This is a genomic window from Streptomyces sp. NPDC055239 (assembly GCF_053606205.1).
The window spans coordinates 828,424-844,881 of sequence record NZ_JBSGRD010000002.1 but is presented as its reverse complement, the minus strand read 5'-3'; the positions used below and the strand labels follow the sequence as shown (position 1 = coordinate 844,881).

Annotated in this window: 15 protein-coding genes; 8 read left to right on the top strand and 7 right to left on the bottom strand. The window is 70.3% G+C overall.

The genetic code is table 11. The annotated features are described in order from the left end of the window. Positions 1–64 precede the first annotated feature (64 nt). Positions 65–1,255: a lipid-transfer protein gene (locus tag ACWFRJ_RS09940; protein WP_453526550.1), complete on the bottom strand. Its 1,191-nt coding sequence runs from the start codon at positions 1,253–1,255 to the stop codon at positions 65–67. 32 nt (positions 1,256–1,287) lie between these two features. Then, positions 1,288–3,513 carry an acyl-CoA dehydrogenase gene (locus ACWFRJ_RS09935; RefSeq protein WP_453526547.1) on the bottom strand — a complete coding sequence of 742 codons (2,226 nt, stop codon included), beginning with the start codon at positions 3,511–3,513 and terminating at the stop codon, positions 1,288–1,290. A 238-nt stretch (positions 3,514–3,751) separates the two neighbouring features. Here ACWFRJ_RS09935 and ACWFRJ_RS09930 point away from each other — a divergent pair, with 238 nt between their 5' ends. Then, entirely contained in the window at positions 3,752–5,479 is a 1,728-nt protein-coding gene (locus tag ACWFRJ_RS09930; RefSeq protein WP_453526545.1) for an MFS transporter, read from the top strand. A 242-nt stretch (positions 5,480–5,721) separates the two neighbouring features. Here the strand turns inward: ACWFRJ_RS09930 and ACWFRJ_RS09925 are convergent, their stop codons facing one another. Then, entirely contained in the window at positions 5,722–6,366 is a 645-nt protein-coding gene (locus ACWFRJ_RS09925) for a CatB-related O-acetyltransferase (RefSeq protein ID WP_453527184.1), read from the bottom strand. Between the two features lie 134 nt (positions 6,367–6,500). On the opposite strand from ACWFRJ_RS09925, the gene ACWFRJ_RS09920 reads away from it, so the two are divergent. From ACWFRJ_RS09920 to ACWFRJ_RS09905, 4 genes are all read left to right on the top strand, one after another. After that, positions 6,501–7,163: a class I SAM-dependent methyltransferase gene (locus tag ACWFRJ_RS09920; RefSeq protein ID WP_453526542.1), complete on the top strand. Its 663-nt coding sequence runs from the start codon at positions 6,501–6,503 to the stop codon at positions 7,161–7,163. Between the two features lie 108 nt (positions 7,164–7,271). Beyond that, a complete protein-coding gene (locus ACWFRJ_RS09915) occupies positions 7,272–8,294 on the top strand; it encodes an N-acetylmuramoyl-L-alanine amidase (protein WP_453526540.1) in 1,023 nt (340 codons plus the stop codon). Positions 8,295–8,452: 158 nt separating this feature from the next. After that, on the top strand, positions 8,453–9,313 hold the full coding sequence (locus ACWFRJ_RS09910) for a hypothetical protein (RefSeq protein ID WP_453526538.1): 861 nt from the start codon (positions 8,453–8,455) through the stop codon (positions 9,311–9,313). 122 nt (positions 9,314–9,435) lie between these two features. Then, the gene (locus ACWFRJ_RS09905; RefSeq protein ID WP_453527181.1) at positions 9,436–10,446 is read left to right on the top strand and encodes an LLM class F420-dependent oxidoreductase; all 1,011 of its coding nucleotides are present in this window, start codon (positions 9,436–9,438) and stop codon (positions 10,444–10,446) included. Between the two features lie 104 nt (positions 10,447–10,550). On the opposite strand, the gene ACWFRJ_RS09900 is transcribed toward ACWFRJ_RS09905, so the two are convergent. Continuing rightward, positions 10,551–11,114 carry a hypothetical protein gene (locus tag ACWFRJ_RS09900; RefSeq protein ID WP_453526535.1) on the bottom strand — a complete coding sequence of 188 codons (564 nt, stop codon included), beginning with the start codon at positions 11,112–11,114 and terminating at the stop codon, positions 10,551–10,553. 114 nt (positions 11,115–11,228) lie between these two features. Between ACWFRJ_RS09900 and ACWFRJ_RS09895 the strand changes: the two genes are divergently transcribed. After that, positions 11,229–11,519 (top strand): hypothetical protein, encoded by a 291-nt coding sequence (locus ACWFRJ_RS09895; protein WP_453526532.1) that lies wholly within the window; start codon positions 11,229–11,231, stop codon positions 11,517–11,519. Between the two features lie 11 nt (positions 11,520–11,530). Here ACWFRJ_RS09895 and ACWFRJ_RS09890 read toward each other — a convergent pair whose 3' ends face one another. From ACWFRJ_RS09890 to ACWFRJ_RS09880, 3 genes are read right to left on the bottom strand one after another with little or no spacing between them, the layout of a single operon-like run. Then, positions 11,531–12,616 (bottom strand): prenyltransferase, encoded by a 1,086-nt coding sequence (locus ACWFRJ_RS09890; RefSeq protein WP_453526530.1) that lies wholly within the window; start codon positions 12,614–12,616, stop codon positions 11,531–11,533. Further along, positions 12,613–13,392 (bottom strand): methyltransferase domain-containing protein, encoded by a 780-nt coding sequence (locus ACWFRJ_RS09885; protein ID WP_453526527.1) that lies wholly within the window; start codon positions 13,390–13,392, stop codon positions 12,613–12,615. Before ACWFRJ_RS09885 ends, ACWFRJ_RS09890 begins: the two co-directional genes overlap by 4 nt. After that, entirely contained in the window at positions 13,392–14,759 is a 1,368-nt protein-coding gene (locus ACWFRJ_RS09880; protein WP_453526524.1) for a glycosyltransferase family 4 protein, read from the bottom strand. Before ACWFRJ_RS09880 ends, ACWFRJ_RS09885 begins: the two co-directional genes overlap by 1 nt. Before the next feature lie 221 nt (positions 14,760–14,980). Between ACWFRJ_RS09880 and ACWFRJ_RS09875 the strand changes: the two genes are divergently transcribed. Both ACWFRJ_RS09875 and ACWFRJ_RS09870 read left to right on the top strand, forming a co-directional pair. Next, the gene (locus ACWFRJ_RS09875) at positions 14,981–15,625 is read left to right on the top strand and encodes a TetR family transcriptional regulator (RefSeq protein ID WP_453526521.1); all 645 of its coding nucleotides are present in this window, start codon (positions 14,981–14,983) and stop codon (positions 15,623–15,625) included. Positions 15,626–15,808: 183 nt separating this feature from the next. Next, complete coding sequence (locus ACWFRJ_RS09870; RefSeq protein ID WP_453526518.1) at positions 15,809–16,417, top strand: response regulator transcription factor; 609 nt, start codon at positions 15,809–15,811, stop codon at positions 16,415–16,417. Positions 16,418–16,458 lie beyond the last annotated feature (41 nt).

Below are 16,458 nucleotides of genomic sequence, written 5' to 3'. Positions count from 1 at the left end.
CGCAAAGATCCTCGGCCCTGAGTCCTAGGACCCACGGCCGCCGTCCCTGCCCATTTCCAGCCCCCTATCCCTTACGCAGCAACGTCACCACCGCCGCGCCCCCGAGCCCGATGTTGTGCGCCATCCCCACCCGGGCCCCGGCCACCTGCCGGGCCCCGGCATCTCCCCTCAACTGCCATGTGAGTTCCGCCACTTGGGCGATGCCGGTCGCGCCGAGCGGGTGCCCCTTGGAGATCAGGCCGCCCGACGGGTTCACCACCCACCGCCCGCCGTACGTCGTCGCCCCGCTCTCGACGAGCTTCCCGGACTCCCCCGCCCCGCACATGCCGAGCGCCTCGTACGTGAGGAGCTCGTTGATCGAGAAGCAGTCGTGCAGCTCGATCACGTCGACGTCCTCGATGCCGAGGCCCGACCTCTCGTACACCTGCCGGGCCGCCGCCCTCGACATCGGCTGCCCCACGACGTCGATGCACGAGCCCGAGTCGAAGGAATCCCCCGTGTCCGTCGTCATCGCCTGCGCGGCGATCTCCACGGCGCGGTCCTGAAGGCCGTGCCGCTCCACGAACCGCTCCGAGGCGACGACCGCCGCCGCGGAGCCGTCCGACGTCGGCGAGCACTGCAGCTTGGTGAGGGGGCGGTGGATGGTCTTGGCGGCGAGGATCTCGTCGACGGTGTACTCGTCCTGGAACTGGGCGTACGGATTGTGCACCGAGTGCCGGTGGTTCTTCGCGCCCACCGCGGCGAGCTGCGCCTCGGTCGTCCCGTACTTCTCCATGTGCTCGCGCGCCGCGTTGCCGAAGATCTGGGCGGTGGGCGGTGTCATCTCGAAGCCGTGGGCCGCGGCCATCACGCCGTAGTGCCGGGCCACGGGGGACGTCTTGAAGTCGCCCCCGTCGCTCCCGCCTCCCAGCGCTCCCCTCGCCATCTTCTCGAAGCCGAGCGCGAGCACGCAGTCGTTGATGCCACCCTCGACGAACTGCCGCGCCATCATCAGCGCGGTCGACGCCGTCGCGCAGTTGTTGTTCACGTTGTAGACGGGGACGCCGGTCAGGCCCAGCTCGTACGCGGCCCGCTGCCCGGCCGTCGAGGCCTGGAAGCAGTAGCCGACCGGGACCTGCTCCACGTCCTCGTACGAGATCCCGGCGTCGCCGAGCGCTTTCGTCCCCGCCTCCTTCGCCATGTCCCAGTACTGCCAGTCCCGTGTCTCGGGCTTCTCGAACTTCGTCATTCCGACGCCGACTATGTACGCCTTCACTGGCCAGCTCCTTCTATGTGGTGGGGGCGCGGCTAGATGATGGGGCGCGGCTCGGGGTCCCTCGGCAGGCCGAGGAGGCGCTCCGCGACGACGTTCAGCTGCACCTGCGTGGTCCCGCCCGCGATGGTCAGGCAGCGCGACATCAGGAAGCCGTGCAGTGCCCGCTCCCCCGCGCCCTCGCGCACCGCGCCCGCCGGGCCGAGCAGCTCGACGGCGAGCTCCGCGACCTTCTGCTGGTGCGGCGTCTGCACGAGCTTGCGGATGGAGGCCCCGGCGCCCGGTTCCGCGCCGGACACCTGCCGCATCGTCGTCCGCAGGCCGATGCAGGCGAGCGCGTGCGCCTCGGCTGCGAGCGCGCCGATCCGCGCGCGGCAGGCGCCGTCGAGATCCCCGGCGCGCGCGATGAGCGCTTCGAGGCCGGTGTCGAAGGTCAACTGGTCGGCCATGTGGACGCGTTCGTTGCCGAGGGTGTGGCGCGCGACCCGCCAGCCGTCGTTCACCTCGCCGACGACCGCGTCGGCGGGCAGCGTGACGTCGTCGAAGTAGACCTCGTTGAAGAGGGAGTCCCCGGTGATCTCCTTCAGCGGGCGGATGTCGACGCCCGACGCCCGCTTCATGTCGATGAGGAAGTACGTCAGGCCCTTGTGCTTGGGCGCGTCCGGGTCCGTGCGGGCGAGCAGGATCCCGTGGTCCGCCCACTGCGCCGCGCTCGTCCACACCTTCTGGCCGTTGATCAGCCAGCCGCCGTCGACCCGCTCAGCCCGCGTCCGCAGCGAGGCCAGGTCGGAGCCCGCCTCCGGCTCGCTGAACAGCTGGCACCACAGCACCTCGCCCCTGAGCGTCGGCGCGAGGAACCGCTCCTGCTGCTCACTGGTCCCGTACGAGATGAGCGAGGGCACCACCCAGGTGGCGATCCCGAGATCGCTGACGCGCACCCCGGCTGCCGCCAACTCCTCCTGGACGGCGAGCTGTTGGATGGGGCCCGCGCCCAGGCCGTACGGCTCGGGCAGATGGGGAGCCGCGTAGCCGGTCGGCGCGAGTGCCTTGCGGGCGGCGGCCGGGTCGAGTCCACGCGCCGGTGCGATGGCCTCGCGGGCCGCATCCCGGTAGGCCTCCGCCTCCTGCGGCAGCTCCATCCGCAGCTCGCGCCGCGCCCCGCTCTCCGCCAGCCGTACCGCCCGCAGCCGGTGCGTGTCACCGGCGCCGAGCAGCTGCCGGGCAGCCAGTGACCTGCGCAGATACAGATGCGCGTCGTGTTCCCAGGTGAAGCCGATGCCGCCGAGGATCTGAATGGCGTCCTTGGCGCAGGAGTACGCGGCGTCGAGCGCGGCCCCGGCTGCGAGCGCGGAGACGAGTCCTCTCACCTCCGGGGGCTCGTCCGCCGCCCGCGCCGCGTCCCAGGCGAGTGCCCGCGCCTGTTCGAGGCGGACCAGCATGTCCGCGCAAGTGTGCTTGACCGCCTGGAACTGCCCGATCGGCCGCCCGAACTGCTCGCGTACCTTCGCGTACTCGGCGGCGGTCTCAAGCGCCCAGGCCGCCGCCCCGCACGCGTCCGCCGCGTACAGGGCGCACGCCAGGTCGCGTACGAGTGCCGCGTCGACGTCGAGCACCCGCGCGGCCGGGACCTCCACCCCGTCCGCCGTCACCTCGGCGGTGGGCCGCGTCGGATCGGCGCTCTCCTGCGTACGTACGGTCAGCTCGGCCGCGTCGACAGCGAGCCACACGGTCCCGCGCGCGGACTCCGCGGACTCCGCGGCCCCCGGCTCAGCGGACCCCGTGGCCTCCGCGGGGAGGATCAGCAGGTCGGCGTCCGCTCCGGAGAGTACGGGCGGCGCGGTGCCGTCCAGGACCCAGCCGTCCGCCACGGACACCGCGGTGAGCGTGCCCGCACCGAGCGCGACGGCGCCGATCCGCGCCCCGGACGCCAGGTCGGCGGCCAGTTCGCGGGCGCCCGCGCGGCGCAGCACCTCCGAGGCGAGGGAACAGGCCAGGTATGGCCCCGGGAGCGCGGCCCGCCCGGCCTCCTCCAGTACTACGGCGAGGTCGACGAGGTCGCCGCCCCCGCCCCCGTACTCCTCGGGCAGGTGCACCGCGAGCAGCCCCTGCTCGGCGAGGCCGTCCCAGTAGGCGGGCCTGCCGCCTGCGCCGGGCGGCGCGTCGAGCAGTTTCCTCACCTCCTCGGGCGGTACGGCACGGGCGATCCAGCCGCGCACCGCCGCCGCCAACTCCCGCTGTTCCTGCGTGATTCCGATGCTCATGCGCGTCCTCGCCGGTAGCAGCTTCCGGGACGGCGACAGACTAGAACACGTTCCAATATGACGGAAGGTCAGATGCGCGCCCGTCTCGCCGTCGACCGCGGGCCTCCCGTAAGCGCCCGGTTAACAACAGGTCAAGACTTCCCCTCGTACGACATCCGTCGGAATAGTCGCCTCGGGAAACAGGTTCCTACTGCACGTACCCCTGCCAGCATCTGCACCGCCCCGGAGGCCCCACGTAATGACGCAGTCGACGACCCAACAACGCGGCACCCGCGGAGTCGTCCCCGTACTCGCCTTCGCCGGCATCGTCGTCGCGGTGATGCAGACGCTCCTGGTGCCGGTCATCAAGGACCTGCCGACGCTGCTGAGCACCACGCCGTCGAACGCCACCTGGGTCATGACGGCGACCCTGCTCGCGGGCGCCGTCTCGACCCCGATCATGGGCCGGCTCGGTGACCTCTACGGCAAGCGCCGCATGCTTCTGACGAGCCTGGCCGTGATGGTCGTGGGATCGCTGATCTGCGGCTTCACCGACAGCCTCGTCGTGATGATCGTCGGCCGCGCCCTCCAGGGCTTCGCGATGGGCGCCATCCCGCTCGGCATCGGCCTGATGCGCGACAAGCTGCCCCGCGAGAAGCTCGGCTCCGCGATGGCCCTGATGAGCTCGTCCATCGGCGTCGGCGGCGGCCTCGCCCTGCCGCTCGCGGCACTCACCGCCCAGCACGCCGACTGGCACATGCTGTTCTTCGGCGCGGCGGGCCTCGGCGTCATATCGATGCTCCTGACCGTCCTCTTCGTACCCGAGAGCAACGTGAAGGCCGAGGGCACCTTCGACGTCATCGGCGCCCTTGGCCTCTCCGCCGGTCTCGTCCTCTTCCTCCTGCCCATCACCAAGGGCAGCGACTGGGGCTGGACCTCGGGCATGACCCTTGGCCTGTTCGGCGCTGCGGCGCTCGTCCTGGTCCTCTGGGGCGTGATGGAGCTGCGCCTCAAGGCGCCGCTGGTGGACCTGCGCACCACGGCCCACCCGGCGGTCCTGTTCACGAACCTCGCCTCGATCACGGTCGGCGTCGCGTTCTACGCGATCTCGCTGGTCCTCCCGCAGCTGCTCCAGCTCCCGACCTCCACCGGCTACGGCCTCGGCCAGTCCATGGTCGTCGCGGGCCTGTGCGTGGCACCGCTCGGCCTCACGATGATGTTCACGGCGCCGGTGTACGCGCGCCTCTCGGCGAAGTACGGCCCGAAGGTGACCCTCATCCTCGGCATGCTGATCATCGGGATCGGCTACGGCGCGGGCCTCGGCCTGATGAGCGCCGCCTGGCAGACGATCATCATCGCGGTGGTGATCGGCGCGGGCATCGGCCTCGCCTACTCCTCGCTTCCCGCGCTGATCATCGGGGCCGTGCCGCCGTCGGAGACCGGCGCGGCCAACGGCCTCAACACCCTGATGCGCTCCATCGGTACGTCGGTTTCGAGCGCCGTCATCGGCATGGTCCTCGCCAACACGGCGGACCACGTGGGTGGTGTCGCCATCCCCACGATGACGGGCTTCCGCACGTCCTTCCTGATCGCCACGGGCGCGGTCGCCCTGGGCCTCGTCTTCGCCCTGTTCCTGCCCTCCGCCCGCCGCTCGGTCAAGACCCAGCTCCGGGCGAGCAGCGAGGAGGACGCGAACCTGCGTGCCGCCACGGAGGCGCTCGCCGGCTTCCACGGCCGGGTACTGAGCCCCTCCGGGGCGCCGGTCGCGCGGGCCAAGGTCACGCTGATCGACCGCAGGGGGCGGCAGGCGGGCTCGGCCCTCACGGACGAGGTCGGGCGCTACTCGCTCTCCGTCCCGGGCGACGGCTCGTACGTCCTCGCCGCGACGGCAGCCGGGCATGCGCCGCTTGCGTCGGCGGCGGCGCATCGCGGGGACGCGGTGGAGGTTGATCTCCCGCTGCCGGGTGGGAGTGACGTGCTGGCGTAGGGGTGATCCCTGCGGGGCTCTCCCCAACCCCGCCCCTCCCCGCGAACCCGCTCGGCGCGGGGGCCCTGTGCCTTGTGCGTACCGTCATCACCGGCTCCGCCGAGTTCGTCCTCAAACGCCGGACAGGCTGAGATCTTTCAGCCGTCCGGCGATTGAGGACCGGGGTCTGGGGCGGAGCCCCAGGTAGGTCCGGGGCGCAGGCACGGTTTTCGGGAAGGGGCGGGGTTGGGGAAAGAAACCCTCTAACCCCGCGAAGCCGCCTTCTCCAGCTCATCGATCGTCCCGGACATCACAGTCCGGACATGCTCGGTGAGCTGCTCCGCAGGCCAGTCCCACCAGGCCACGGCAAGCAGCCGCGCAACCTCGTCCTCGCTGTACCGCGTACGAATGAGCTTGGCGGGATTGCCGCCGACGATGCCGTAATCAGGAACGTCGTCAACGACAACCGAGCCGGAGGCGACAACGGCCCCGTGCCCGATCCGCACCCCGGGCATCACCATCACACCGTGCCCGAACCAGACATCGTTGCCGACAACGGTGTCTCCCCGCCCCGGCAGCCCGCTGATCAGATCGAAGTGCTCGCCCCACGAGCCGCCCATGATGGGGAACGGAAAGGTCGAGGGCCCGTCCATCCGGTGATTGGCGCCGTTCATGATGAACCGCACCCCCGTGCCGAACGCGCAGAACTTCCCGATACGGAGCTTCTCCGGCCCGTAGTGGTAAAGGACATTGCGCGTCTCGAAGGCCGTCGCGTCATCCGGATCGTCGTAGTAGGAGTACTCCCCCACCTCGATCAGCGGCGACTTCACCAGCGGCTTCAGGAGTACGACACGAGGCTGGTCCGGAAAGGGATGCAGCACCGTCGGATCCGCCGGTACGAGTTGCATGGTCATGCCGCCTTCCACTCCTGTGTACGGCCCCGCCTCGGTCAACGGCCGGGCCATGCGGCAGCATAAGGCGGCCCGCAGACGAACCCCATCGCATTTATACGGCCGCATTTTCACGACCGGGAGGAACCCCCATGGCCCCTACATCCGCCCGGCACCCCGAGCCGGAGACCCTGGCCGCCTTCGAAGCGGCCAAGGGCTTCATGCCCGCCGGCGAGGGCCTCGCCCTGTACGCGGCGGCAGCGGAAGCGGCAGCGCTCGGCCTGCCGCTCCTGGAAGTCGGAACGTACTGCGGCCGCTCCACGATCCTGCTCGCCGACGCCGCACGCGCGGCGGGCGTCACGGCGATCACCGTGGACCACCACCGCGGCAGCGAGGAGCAGCAGCCGGGCTGGGAGTACCACGATCCGGCGACGGTCGACCCGGAGATCGGCCGGATGGACACCCTCCCCACCTTCCGCCGCACGCTCCACCACGCGGGCCTGGAGGAGCATGTGATCGCGATCGTCGGGCGCTCTCCGCAGGTGGCGAAGGCCTGGGGCGGGCCGCTCGGTCTCGTCTTCATCGACGGCGGACACACGGACGAGCACGCCACGGGCGACTACGAGGGCTGGGCCCCGCACATCGCCGACGGCGGCCTCCTGGTGATCCACGACGTCTTCCCCGACCCGGCGGACATCATGACGGGCCAGGCCCCTTACCGCGTCTACCTCCGGGCCCTGGAGTCCGGCGCGTTCACCGAGGTCTCGGCAACCGACTCCCTGCGCGTACTGCGACGGACGGGCGCGGGGATCTGACGACGGACAAGAACGGGGATCCGACCTCGCCGTCGGCGAGATGACGGGCTTGCGGCGGAGAGGCCAGGGACGCTGCGGAGCACATGAACGGCCCGTAAGGTGTCACCCGTGTCGTACGTCGGTCCCGAAAGCCAGCCCCCACGCCCGCCCCGCCGTTTCAGCAGCGGCCCCCTCACCGTGACGCTCGCCGCGCTGGTGCCGACGTGCCTGGCGGGGTGGCTCATCTACGAGGCGACGAGCGGACCCGGCGGCAGCGAGCCGCCCAGAACTCTCCCCGCGTCGAGCCAGTCCGCGTCCGCGCAGGGCTCGTCGGCGGACAAGCCGTCCCCGTCGGCGTCCGAAAAGGACGACGGCAAGGGTGACAAGGCCGGTAAGGGCGAGGAAGCCGACGACAAGGCGAGCGACGAGCCGAGCGCGACCAAGCCGCCGAAGTCGTCGAGCGGCCCCGCGGCCTCCGGCCCCCTCAAGGGCAAGGTCGTCGTCATCGACCCGGGCCACAACCCGGGCAACGGCAGGCACACGGCCGAGATCAACCGCCTGGTGAACATCGGCACCAACCGCAAGGAATGCGACACCACGGGCACCTCCACCAACAACGGTTACAGCGAGGCCCAGTTCACTCTCGACGTCTCACGCCGCATGCGCACGCTCCTGGAGAAGCAGGGCGCCACGGTGAAGTTCACCCAGGACGGCGACCGCCCCTGGGGTCCCTGCGTCGACGAGCGTGCCCGCATCGGCAACAACGCCCACGCGGACGCCGTCGTCTCCGTCCACGCCGACGGCTCGGCGGCCGGCAACCGCGGCTACCACGTGATCCTGCCCGCGTCGGTGAAGTCGGGCTCGGCGGACACCTCCAAGATCGTCGCCCCGTCGCGCGCCCTGGGTGAGCGCGTCGCGGGCAAGTTCCTGAGCGCGACGGGCAGCGCCCCGTCCAACTACATCGGCAAGGGCACGGGGCTCGACGTGCGCAAGGACCTGGGCGGCCTCAATCTGTCCACCGTCCCCAAGGTGTTCATCGAGTGCGGCAATATGCGGGACGCCAAGGACGAGGCGTTGATCACCAACGGCAGCTGGCGGCAGAAGGCGGCTCAGGGGATCTCTGACGGAATCGTGAGCTTTCTGCGGGGATAAGGCGTCGATACGCGTCGATAGGTCTTTATGCCGAGCAGACACCCCACCCGTGCGGACGATAATGTCCTTCGTACGATGGGGGGCCATCCCCGCGCTCCGCGCCGCCACCTGGGGCGAGCGACGCCTCCACCGACGAGACGACTGACGAAGGACCTGAAGTGAATATCCGCTCTCTCACTCGAGGCGACGGCGTGGTGATCGGGGCAGCGGTATTGCTGTTCATCGCCTCGTTCTTGGACATCTGGGACATCAAAACCCTCTCGGACTCCGCCGACATGCCCAATGCCTGGAACAGCGGGCCGTTCCTCATGAGCGTCACCCTGGCCGGGCTCATCGGCGCCGTCTGCATCATCGTGGCCCGCGGCCTGCCCGCGGCCCCGAAGGTCCTCGGCATCGACCTCGGCCACTTCGGCGTCGTGTTCTCCGTGGCCGCGCTCTGGAGCGCCCTCGGCCAGATCTTCGACCCGGCCAGCGGCCTCGACAACATGGGGCAGGGCGACAGCGGCATCGACGCCGGTATCGGCACCATCCTCTCCCTGATCGCCACGCTGGTCCTGGTCGCCGGGGCGGTCCTCTCCCTGACGGTCCCGGCCTTCAAGGCCCCCCTCATCGGCGCCCCGCGTCCCGCCGCCCCCCAGCCCTACGGCGGCCAGCCGCAGGGTGGTTACGGGTACCCCGGTGCGCAGGGCCAGCCGCAGCAGGGCCAGCCGTACGGCGCCCAGCCCGGTCAGCCCCAGCAGGGTCAGCCCTTCGGCGCCCAGCCGGGTCAGCCGCAGCCGGGGCAGCAGACGCCGCCTCCCGGGGCGGCGCAGGCCACCGGTGACTTCTCGCCGTTCTGGTTCGCCGTGCCGGTGCCGCGTCCGCTGTACGCGGAGGACGGTTCGCCGACGCCGATCGCCGAACTGGCGCCCGGCACCTGGTACTTGGCCGTCGAGCAGCGCGGTCCCGGCCTGGTGGCCCAGACGCAGGACGGCCGTCGCGGCGTGCTGCAGGACACCACGGGGATCCAGCGCGGCTGATCGGCTGATCTCTTCCGCAGCTCGCGGCCCCTCGCCCTTCCGGGCGGGGGGCCGTTGTCGTACAGTCGCCACCCTGCACTGAACTGACGGACCGTCAGGAAGGATCGGGGATGAGCACAGGTATGCGCCTGGGACTCGCTCTCGGCTACTGGGGGCGCGGCCCCGACCCCGGGCACGTGGCACTCGCCCAGGAGGCCGAGCGGCTCGGGTACGACTCCGTGTGGACGGCGGAGGCGTGGGGGTCCGACGCCTTCACCCCTCTCACCTGGATCGCGGCGCAGACCTCGCGGATCAAGCTGGGTACGGCGGTCGTACAGATGGCGGCGCGGTCGCCGGTGACGACCGCGATGCACGCGCTGACCCTGGACCACCTCTCCGGCGGGCGGATGATGCTCGGGCTCGGTCTTTCCGGGCCGCAGGTGGTGGAGGGGTGGTACGGCAGGCCGTTCCCGAAGTCGCCGCTTACCGCCACGCGGGAGTACGTGGACGTCATCCGCCAGGTGCTGCGGCGGGAGGGACCGGTCGCCCTCGACGGGCGCTTCCACTCGCACCCCTACCAGGGGGAGGACGGAAGCGGCCTCGGCAAGCCCCTGAAGCCGATCACGCATCCGCTGCGGGCCGATCTGCCGGTGCTCCTCGGCGCGGAGGGGCCGAAGAACATCGCGCAGACGGCGCGGATCGCGGACGGGTGGCTGCCCCTTTACTGGTCGCCGATGCGGGCCGATGTGTACGAGGCGTCGCTCGCGGGCGTGCGGGACGGCTTCATGATCGCACCCATGGCGCGGGCGAAGGTCTGCGACGACGTTGCGGAGGGCTTGCTTCCGGTCAAGGCGATGCTGGGGTTCTATATCGGCGGAATGGGGCACTCCGCGCGAAACTTTCATGCGGATCTGATGGCGCGGATGGGGTTCGAGGAGGAGGCGCGGAGGATTCAGGAGCTGTTTCTTGCGGGGCGGCGGGAGGAGGCGGTCCTTGCGGTGCCGGATCAGTTCGCCGACGAGATTTCGCTGGTGGGGCCGCGTGAACGGATTGCTGAACGGCTGGAGTTGTGGCGCAAGGGGCCGGTGACGGATCTGCTTGTGCTGGCGCCTGATCGGCATACGTTGCGGGTGCTTGCGGAGTTGAACAGCTAGGTAGGGGCGGGCCCTGCGGGGAAATCCCTGCGGGGCGATCCCCCATCCCGCCCCTTCCCGAAACCATGGGGCTCCGTCCCCTGGACCCCCGGTACAAGATGTCCTCAGCTCTTCGCCAAGTCCCCGGCCGACGGCACCTTGTCCTTGATCTCAGCTCCCGCGCCCTTACCGGCGTCCTTCACCTTGTTGATGACGTCGTCGAAGGAGTTCACGACCGAGTCGGTCGAGTCCCCCTTGCGCAGCTTCGAGGGAAGGTCCTTCAACGCGTCGATGCCCGCCGTCAGCGGAGCCACCGCCTTGGACAGCGTCGGGTCGCCCTTGGCGTTCTTCGATGCCGCCTTGAGGCGGTTGTAGGCGAGCGTCCCCGCGAGCCCGGCCTTGATCAGGGCGAACTTCCGCCCGTTGGCCCCCTTCTTGAACTTGCCCGCGCGAAACGGCTTCACGATCCACTGGTACGTCGCCCCGGCGGCGATCCCCGCGTTCGCCACGAACCGCGTCTTCGCGAGCTTCTGCTTCTGCGCGGAACTGGTGGCGGACGGTGTGGACGACGCGTGTGCGGTGTCAGCGGCGTCGGCGTCGCTGTCGCACGCGGTCAAGCCACCGAGCAGGGCCCCGCACAGCACAGGGGCGACGAGCGACCGGCGTACGGTCGCGGCGGACAGCAACACGGAGACCTCCGGGAGTGGACAGCTCTCCCGGCAGCCTCACCCCGGACGGGCGGGCCCGCCACCCGGGCGAGCCCGTACGGGTTTCAACCGGCCCGATCCAGGTACACGGCTGTCATGTCCACCCGACAAGCACGTGGCAGCACTGCAGCGAGGGTCATCGTCATCGTCGCGGACGTCATGGCCATCATCCTCGGCCTGTGGATCCTCATGTACCTGTTGGACGCGAACCGCGCCAACGACCTCGTCCAATTCATCCACGACGTGGCCCGCTGGCTGGCCGGCTGGTCACACGATTTGTTCACGTTCGACAAGGCCTGGGCCCGAGTCGTCTGCGGCTACGGCCTGGCAGCCCTCGTATACGTCTTCATCGGCCACGCCATCGCAGGACGCCTGCGCCGCTACTGAGCACGGCGCAGCTATCCCGCAGCCGCCCCGCAGCACTCCGGCGCGAGGCCCACCGGCAGGCGTTCTCCCGAGAACACCGCGCAGGTGGCCTCGTCGCCGCCCAGTGCCGCTACCGCGAGCAGTAGCGAGCCCGCCGTCCACGTGGTCAGTTCCTCGGGCCAGATCGCCTTGTCGTCGAAGACGTAGCCCGTCCAGTAGAGGCCGGTCTCCGCATCGCGCAGGTGCTGGATCGACTGGAGGATCTCCAGGGCGCGGTCGGATTCGCCCAATACCCATAGGGCCAGAGCGAGTTCGGCGCTTTCGCCGCCCGTCACCCAGTTGTTGGGGATGACGCAACGTACGCCCAGGTCCGGCACCACGAAGCGGTCCCAGCCCTCCTCCACGCGGGACTTGGCCTCCGCGCCCGCCAGCGCGCCGCCGAGAACCGGGTAGTACCAGTCCATCGAGTAGCGGTCCTTGTCCAGGAAGCGCTCGGGGTGACTGCGGATGGCGTGGGCCAGCGAGCCCGTCGCCAGTTCCCAGTCCGGCTGCGCCTCCTCGCGCTGCTCGGCGATCGCCAGGGCGCAGCGCAGCGCCTGGTGGATCGAGGAACTGCCCGTCAGGAGGGCGTCGTTGACCGGCGTCCCGTCCGGCTCGCGCTTCCAGCCGATCTGGCCGCCCGGCTGCTGCAGCGTGAGCACGAACTCCACCGCCGCCGCCACCGTGGGCCACAGGCGGTCCAGGAACGTGTCGTCGCCCGTCGAGAGGTAGTGATGCCAGACGCCCACGGCGACGTACGCGCTGAAGTTCGTCTCGCGGCCCCGGTCGCTCACGTCGTGCGGATCGCCGTCGGCGTACGCCGCGTACCAGGACCCGTCCGGGTTCTGGTGCCGCGCGAGCCAGTCGTAGGCGCGGCCCGCCGCCGCGTGCTCGCCCGCCGCGTCCAGCGCCATGGCGGCCTCGGTGTGGTCCCAGGGGTCCAGGTGGTGGCCGCGGAACCAGGGAATCGCGCCGTCCTCGCGCTGGACGGCCAGAATCCCGTGGACTGTCCGGGTTGCCTGATCGGCCGTCAGGACGCCGGGCAGGACAAGGTGTTCCGTCCGCTCCGGGCTCGTCACGCGTCGGTCTTGACGTCGGTCTTCGCGTCGGACTCGGCGTCAGACGTCACGTCGGCCTTCGGCAGGTGCGGCTTCGTCGCGTACGCCACGAAACTCTTGCCCACGACCGGGTTGAGCAGCTGCTCCGCCACCTTCGTCGCCAGTGGCTTCTTCATGATGTCCCAGACCAGGAGCTTGTGGTACGCCCGCACCGGCAACGCCTTGTCGTTGTCCACGCCGAACGCGCACTTCAGCCACCAGTACGGCGCGTGCAGGGCGTGCGCGTGGTGCGTGCCGTACGGCTTCAGGCCCGCCTCGCGCATCCTGCCGAGCAGTTCGTCCGCCTTGTAGATGCGGATGTGGCCGCCCTCGACCTCGTGGTACGCGTCGCTGAGCGCCCAGCAGATCTTCTCGGGGCCGTAGCGCGGGACGGTGACCGCGATGCGGCCGCCCGGCTTCAGGACACGGACCATCTCCGCGAGTACGCCCTTGTCGTCGGGGATGTGCTCCATCACCTCGGAGATGATCACGACGTCGAACGAGGCGTCGGGGAAGGGCAGGTTGAGCGCGTCGCCCTCCATCGCCGTGGCGGTCGCGCCCGCCGGAGCCTCGCCCGCCTCCTTCATCGCGGCGAACCACTTGGCGACCTCGCGGATCTCCTCGCCGTTCTGGTCGAGGGCCACCACCTGGGCCCCCCGCCGGTAACACTCGAAGGCGTGCCGGCCCGCGCCGCAGCCCAGGTCAAGTACGCGATCGCCCGCGGCGAGCGGGAAGCGGGTGAAATCGACGGTCAGCATCAGCGAGGGCTCCCGGAGTACGTCGGGGTGGTGGCCGGGGGGCGGCCGGATTGCGGGGCCGCGTTTTTTCCGGCGATCGCCGCGCGGTACAGGTCTGCGGTGCCCTGGGCGGCGCGGGCCCAGGTGAATTTGGCGAGGACCCGCTCGCGTCCTGCCGCGCCGAGGCGGACCCGCAGCTCGCGGTCGCCGAGCAGCCTGCTCAGGCCCGCGGCGAGCGCGCCGGGGTCGGCGGGCGGCACGGCCAGGCAGGTCTCGCCGTCGGGGCCCGCGACCTCCGGGATCGCACCGCCGGTCGTCGCGAGCAGCGGCGTCCCCGTCGCCATCGCCTCGGCCGCGGGGAGCGAGAAGCCCTCGTAGAGCGAAGGGACACAGGCGACCTGGGCCGAGCGGACGAGGTTCACCAGTTCCTCGTCGGTGATGCCCTTGACGAACTCGATGGCGTCAGCGAGGCCGTACTTCTCGATCGCCTGCGCGACCGGGCCGTCCTCGGCGCGCTTGCCGACGACGACGAGGTGGGCGGCGGGGTTCTCGGCGCGGACCTTGGCGAGCGCCTCGACGAGGTGGATGAGGCCCTTGAGCGGGACGTCCGCGCTGGACGTGGTGACGATCCGGCCCGGCACCTCGGGGATCGAGGGGTCCGGCGAGAAGAGGTCGGTGTCGGCGCCGATGTGCACGACGTCGATGCGGTCCTCGCGTACGCCGAGGTGGTCGATGATCTCCTGGCGCGACGTGCCGGAGACGGTGAGCACGGAGGGCAGGCGGCGGGCCACCCGCTTCTGCATGCGCGTGAACGCGTACCAGCGGCGCACGGACATGCGGCGCCGCCAGTCGGGCGCCGCGTCCAGGTCAAGGCCGCGGTCCACGGTGATGGGGTGATGGATCGTCGAGACGAGCGGGGCGCCGAGATCGCCGAGCAGGCCGTAGCCGAGCGTCTGGTTGTCGTGCACAACGTCGAACTCGCCCCGCCTGGCGCGCAGATGGCGGCGGGCGCGCAGGCTGAACGTCGCGGGCTCCGGAAAGCCGCCGGTCCACATCGTCGCCACTTCGAGGGCGTCGACCCAGTCGCGGTACTCGCCGCGCTTCGGCGTGCGGAAGGGGTCCGGCGAGCGGTAGAGGTCGAGGCTCGGCAGCTCGGTGAGCTTGAGGCCCGCCAAGCCCTCGTCCAGGACGGGGTAGGGCTGTGCGCCGATCACTTCGACGCTGTGGCCGAGGCGGGCCAGCTCGCGCGAGAGGTGACGTACGTAGACGCCTTGGCCCCCGCAGAACGGGTTGCCTTTGTACGTGAGGAGAGCGATGCGCAGCGGACGGTCGCCATCAGCGCCCTGTGGCCCCGTCCGGGGGCCCGCCTCCATGGCCTCAGCGGTCACTCTCGGCCCCCTTCTCCCTGCGGTTGTCCGCGAGGTTACGCCGGGACGGTAATCTAGAACAAGTTTCAGACTTGATCGCTGAATGATCGCTGAACGAGCTTTGAATCTACCGGCAGGTAGCCGCGCTGTAAGGCCCGGATCAGGTGATTCGCGCCACGGCGGGTGCCCTGCCATGCTTGCCGACCACGTGACCGGAACGGGACGACGGAACAACGGGACATATGTCATCGGAAGCCAAGGCAGCGCAAGTCGCAGCAGCTGATCCGGCGTCGCCGCCCCTGACCGAACGGCAGGAGGCGCGCCGTCGCCGCATCCTGCACGCAAGCGCCCAACTCGCGAGCAGGGGCGGATTCGACGCGGTGCAGATGCGCGAGGTCGCCGAGTCGTCGAGTGTCGCCCTCGGCACGCTGTACCGCTACTTCCCCTCCAAGGTGCATCTCCTGGTCGCCACCATGCAGGACCAGCTGCAGCACATGCACACGACGATCCGTAAGCGCCCGCCCGCCGGTGAGACGCCCGCCGAGCGGTGCGCCGAGACGCTGATGCGGGCCTTCCGCGCCCTGCAGCGCGAGCCCCATCTGGCGGACGCCATGGTCAGGGCGCTGACCTTCGCCGACCGCTCGGTGAGCCCCGAGGTGGACACGGTCTCGCGGCTGACCACGGCGATCATCCTGGACGCGATGGGCCTGGCGGACGCCCCGACCCCCGAGCAGCTCTCGGCCGTCCGGGTCATCGAGCACACCTGGCACTCCGCGCTGATCACCTGGCTCTCGGGGCGGGCGTCGATCGCGCAGGTCAAGATCGACATCGAGATGGTGTGCCGTCTGATCGATCTGACGTCTCCCGAGGCCGATCGCAAACCCTGAGACCACAAACCCTTAGTCGTTGCACAGGGGGCGCACGCGCATCTGGCAATTGCGCCCCTGAGCCTCGCCCGGGTCGCGCTTGGCCAGTTTCCGCGTCCGTACAAGTGGTTGACGCCGCTATGAATGGTCTACGTGCTGAATGAAGCCATCGGGACCAGAAACGAAGACCTGGGGGATCAGAACGTGATCCGGGTTCTTCTCGTGCACGATGCCTGTCTACTGCGATCGGCGCTCGCGGAACGTATCGCCCGTGAGCCGGACTTGGAGGTGTTCCATGCACCGTGGCGCAGCGCACGCGACCGTACCGGCGCGGTGCGACCCGACGTCTGCGTGGTCGACCCCGACGGCGAAACGGCTTACGCCTCCGCCGAGTTCGGGGAGCACTCCCATCCGGTGAGCGGCGGGCTCGGAAGCCCGCTCCTCGTCCTGGTGTCCGGGAACCGTCCCGGGCTGCTGCGCCGCTGCATGGAGGCAGGCGTCCTCGGCTATGTGGACAAGGCGAGCCCGCCCGACAGGCTGCTCGCCGGGATAAGACAGGTGGCCGCCGGGCGGCGGTTCGTGGACGATTCCCTTGGGTTCGGGTTCCTGAAAGCGGCTCAGATGCCGCTCACCCACCGCGAGTTACTGGTGTTGTCCCTCGCCGCCGAGGGCGCGCCCGTCGCCGAGATCGCGAACCGCCTGCACCTGTCCAACGGAACGGTGCGCAACTACATGGCCGCCATCACCCGCAAGACCGGGGCCCGCAACAGGATCGACGCCATACGGATCTCGCGCGGGGAGGGCTGGGTGTGACGCCCCGTTCAGTGGACCCGGATCCGTAGGGCCCCAGTTGC

What these genes read in the sequence shown, in the direction of transcription:
- ACWFRJ_RS09935 (WP_453526547.1), bottom strand. Translation starts at nt 3,513, where the DNA reads ATGAGCATCGGAATCACGCAGGAACAGCGGGAGTTGGCGGCGGCGGTG.
- ACWFRJ_RS09930 (WP_453526545.1), top strand. Translation starts at nt 3,752, where the DNA reads ATGACGCAGTCGACGACCCAACAACGCGGCACCCGCGGAGTCGTCCCC.
- ACWFRJ_RS09925 (WP_453527184.1), bottom strand. Translation starts at nt 6,366, where the DNA reads ATGCAACTCGTACCGGCGGATCCGACGGTGCTGCATCCCTTTCCGGAC.
- ACWFRJ_RS09920 (WP_453526542.1), top strand. Translation starts at nt 6,501, where the DNA reads ATGGCCCCTACATCCGCCCGGCACCCCGAGCCGGAGACCCTGGCCGCC.
- ACWFRJ_RS09905 (WP_453527181.1), top strand. Translation starts at nt 9,436, where the DNA reads ATGCGCCTGGGACTCGCTCTCGGCTACTGGGGGCGCGGCCCCGACCCC.
- ACWFRJ_RS09895 (WP_453526532.1), top strand. Translation starts at nt 11,229, where the DNA reads ATGTCCACCCGACAAGCACGTGGCAGCACTGCAGCGAGGGTCATCGTC.
- ACWFRJ_RS09885 (WP_453526527.1), bottom strand. Translation starts at nt 13,392, where the DNA reads ATGCTGACCGTCGATTTCACCCGCTTCCCGCTCGCCGCGGGCGATCGC.
- ACWFRJ_RS09875 (WP_453526521.1), top strand. Translation starts at nt 14,981, where the DNA reads ATGTCATCGGAAGCCAAGGCAGCGCAAGTCGCAGCAGCTGATCCGGCG.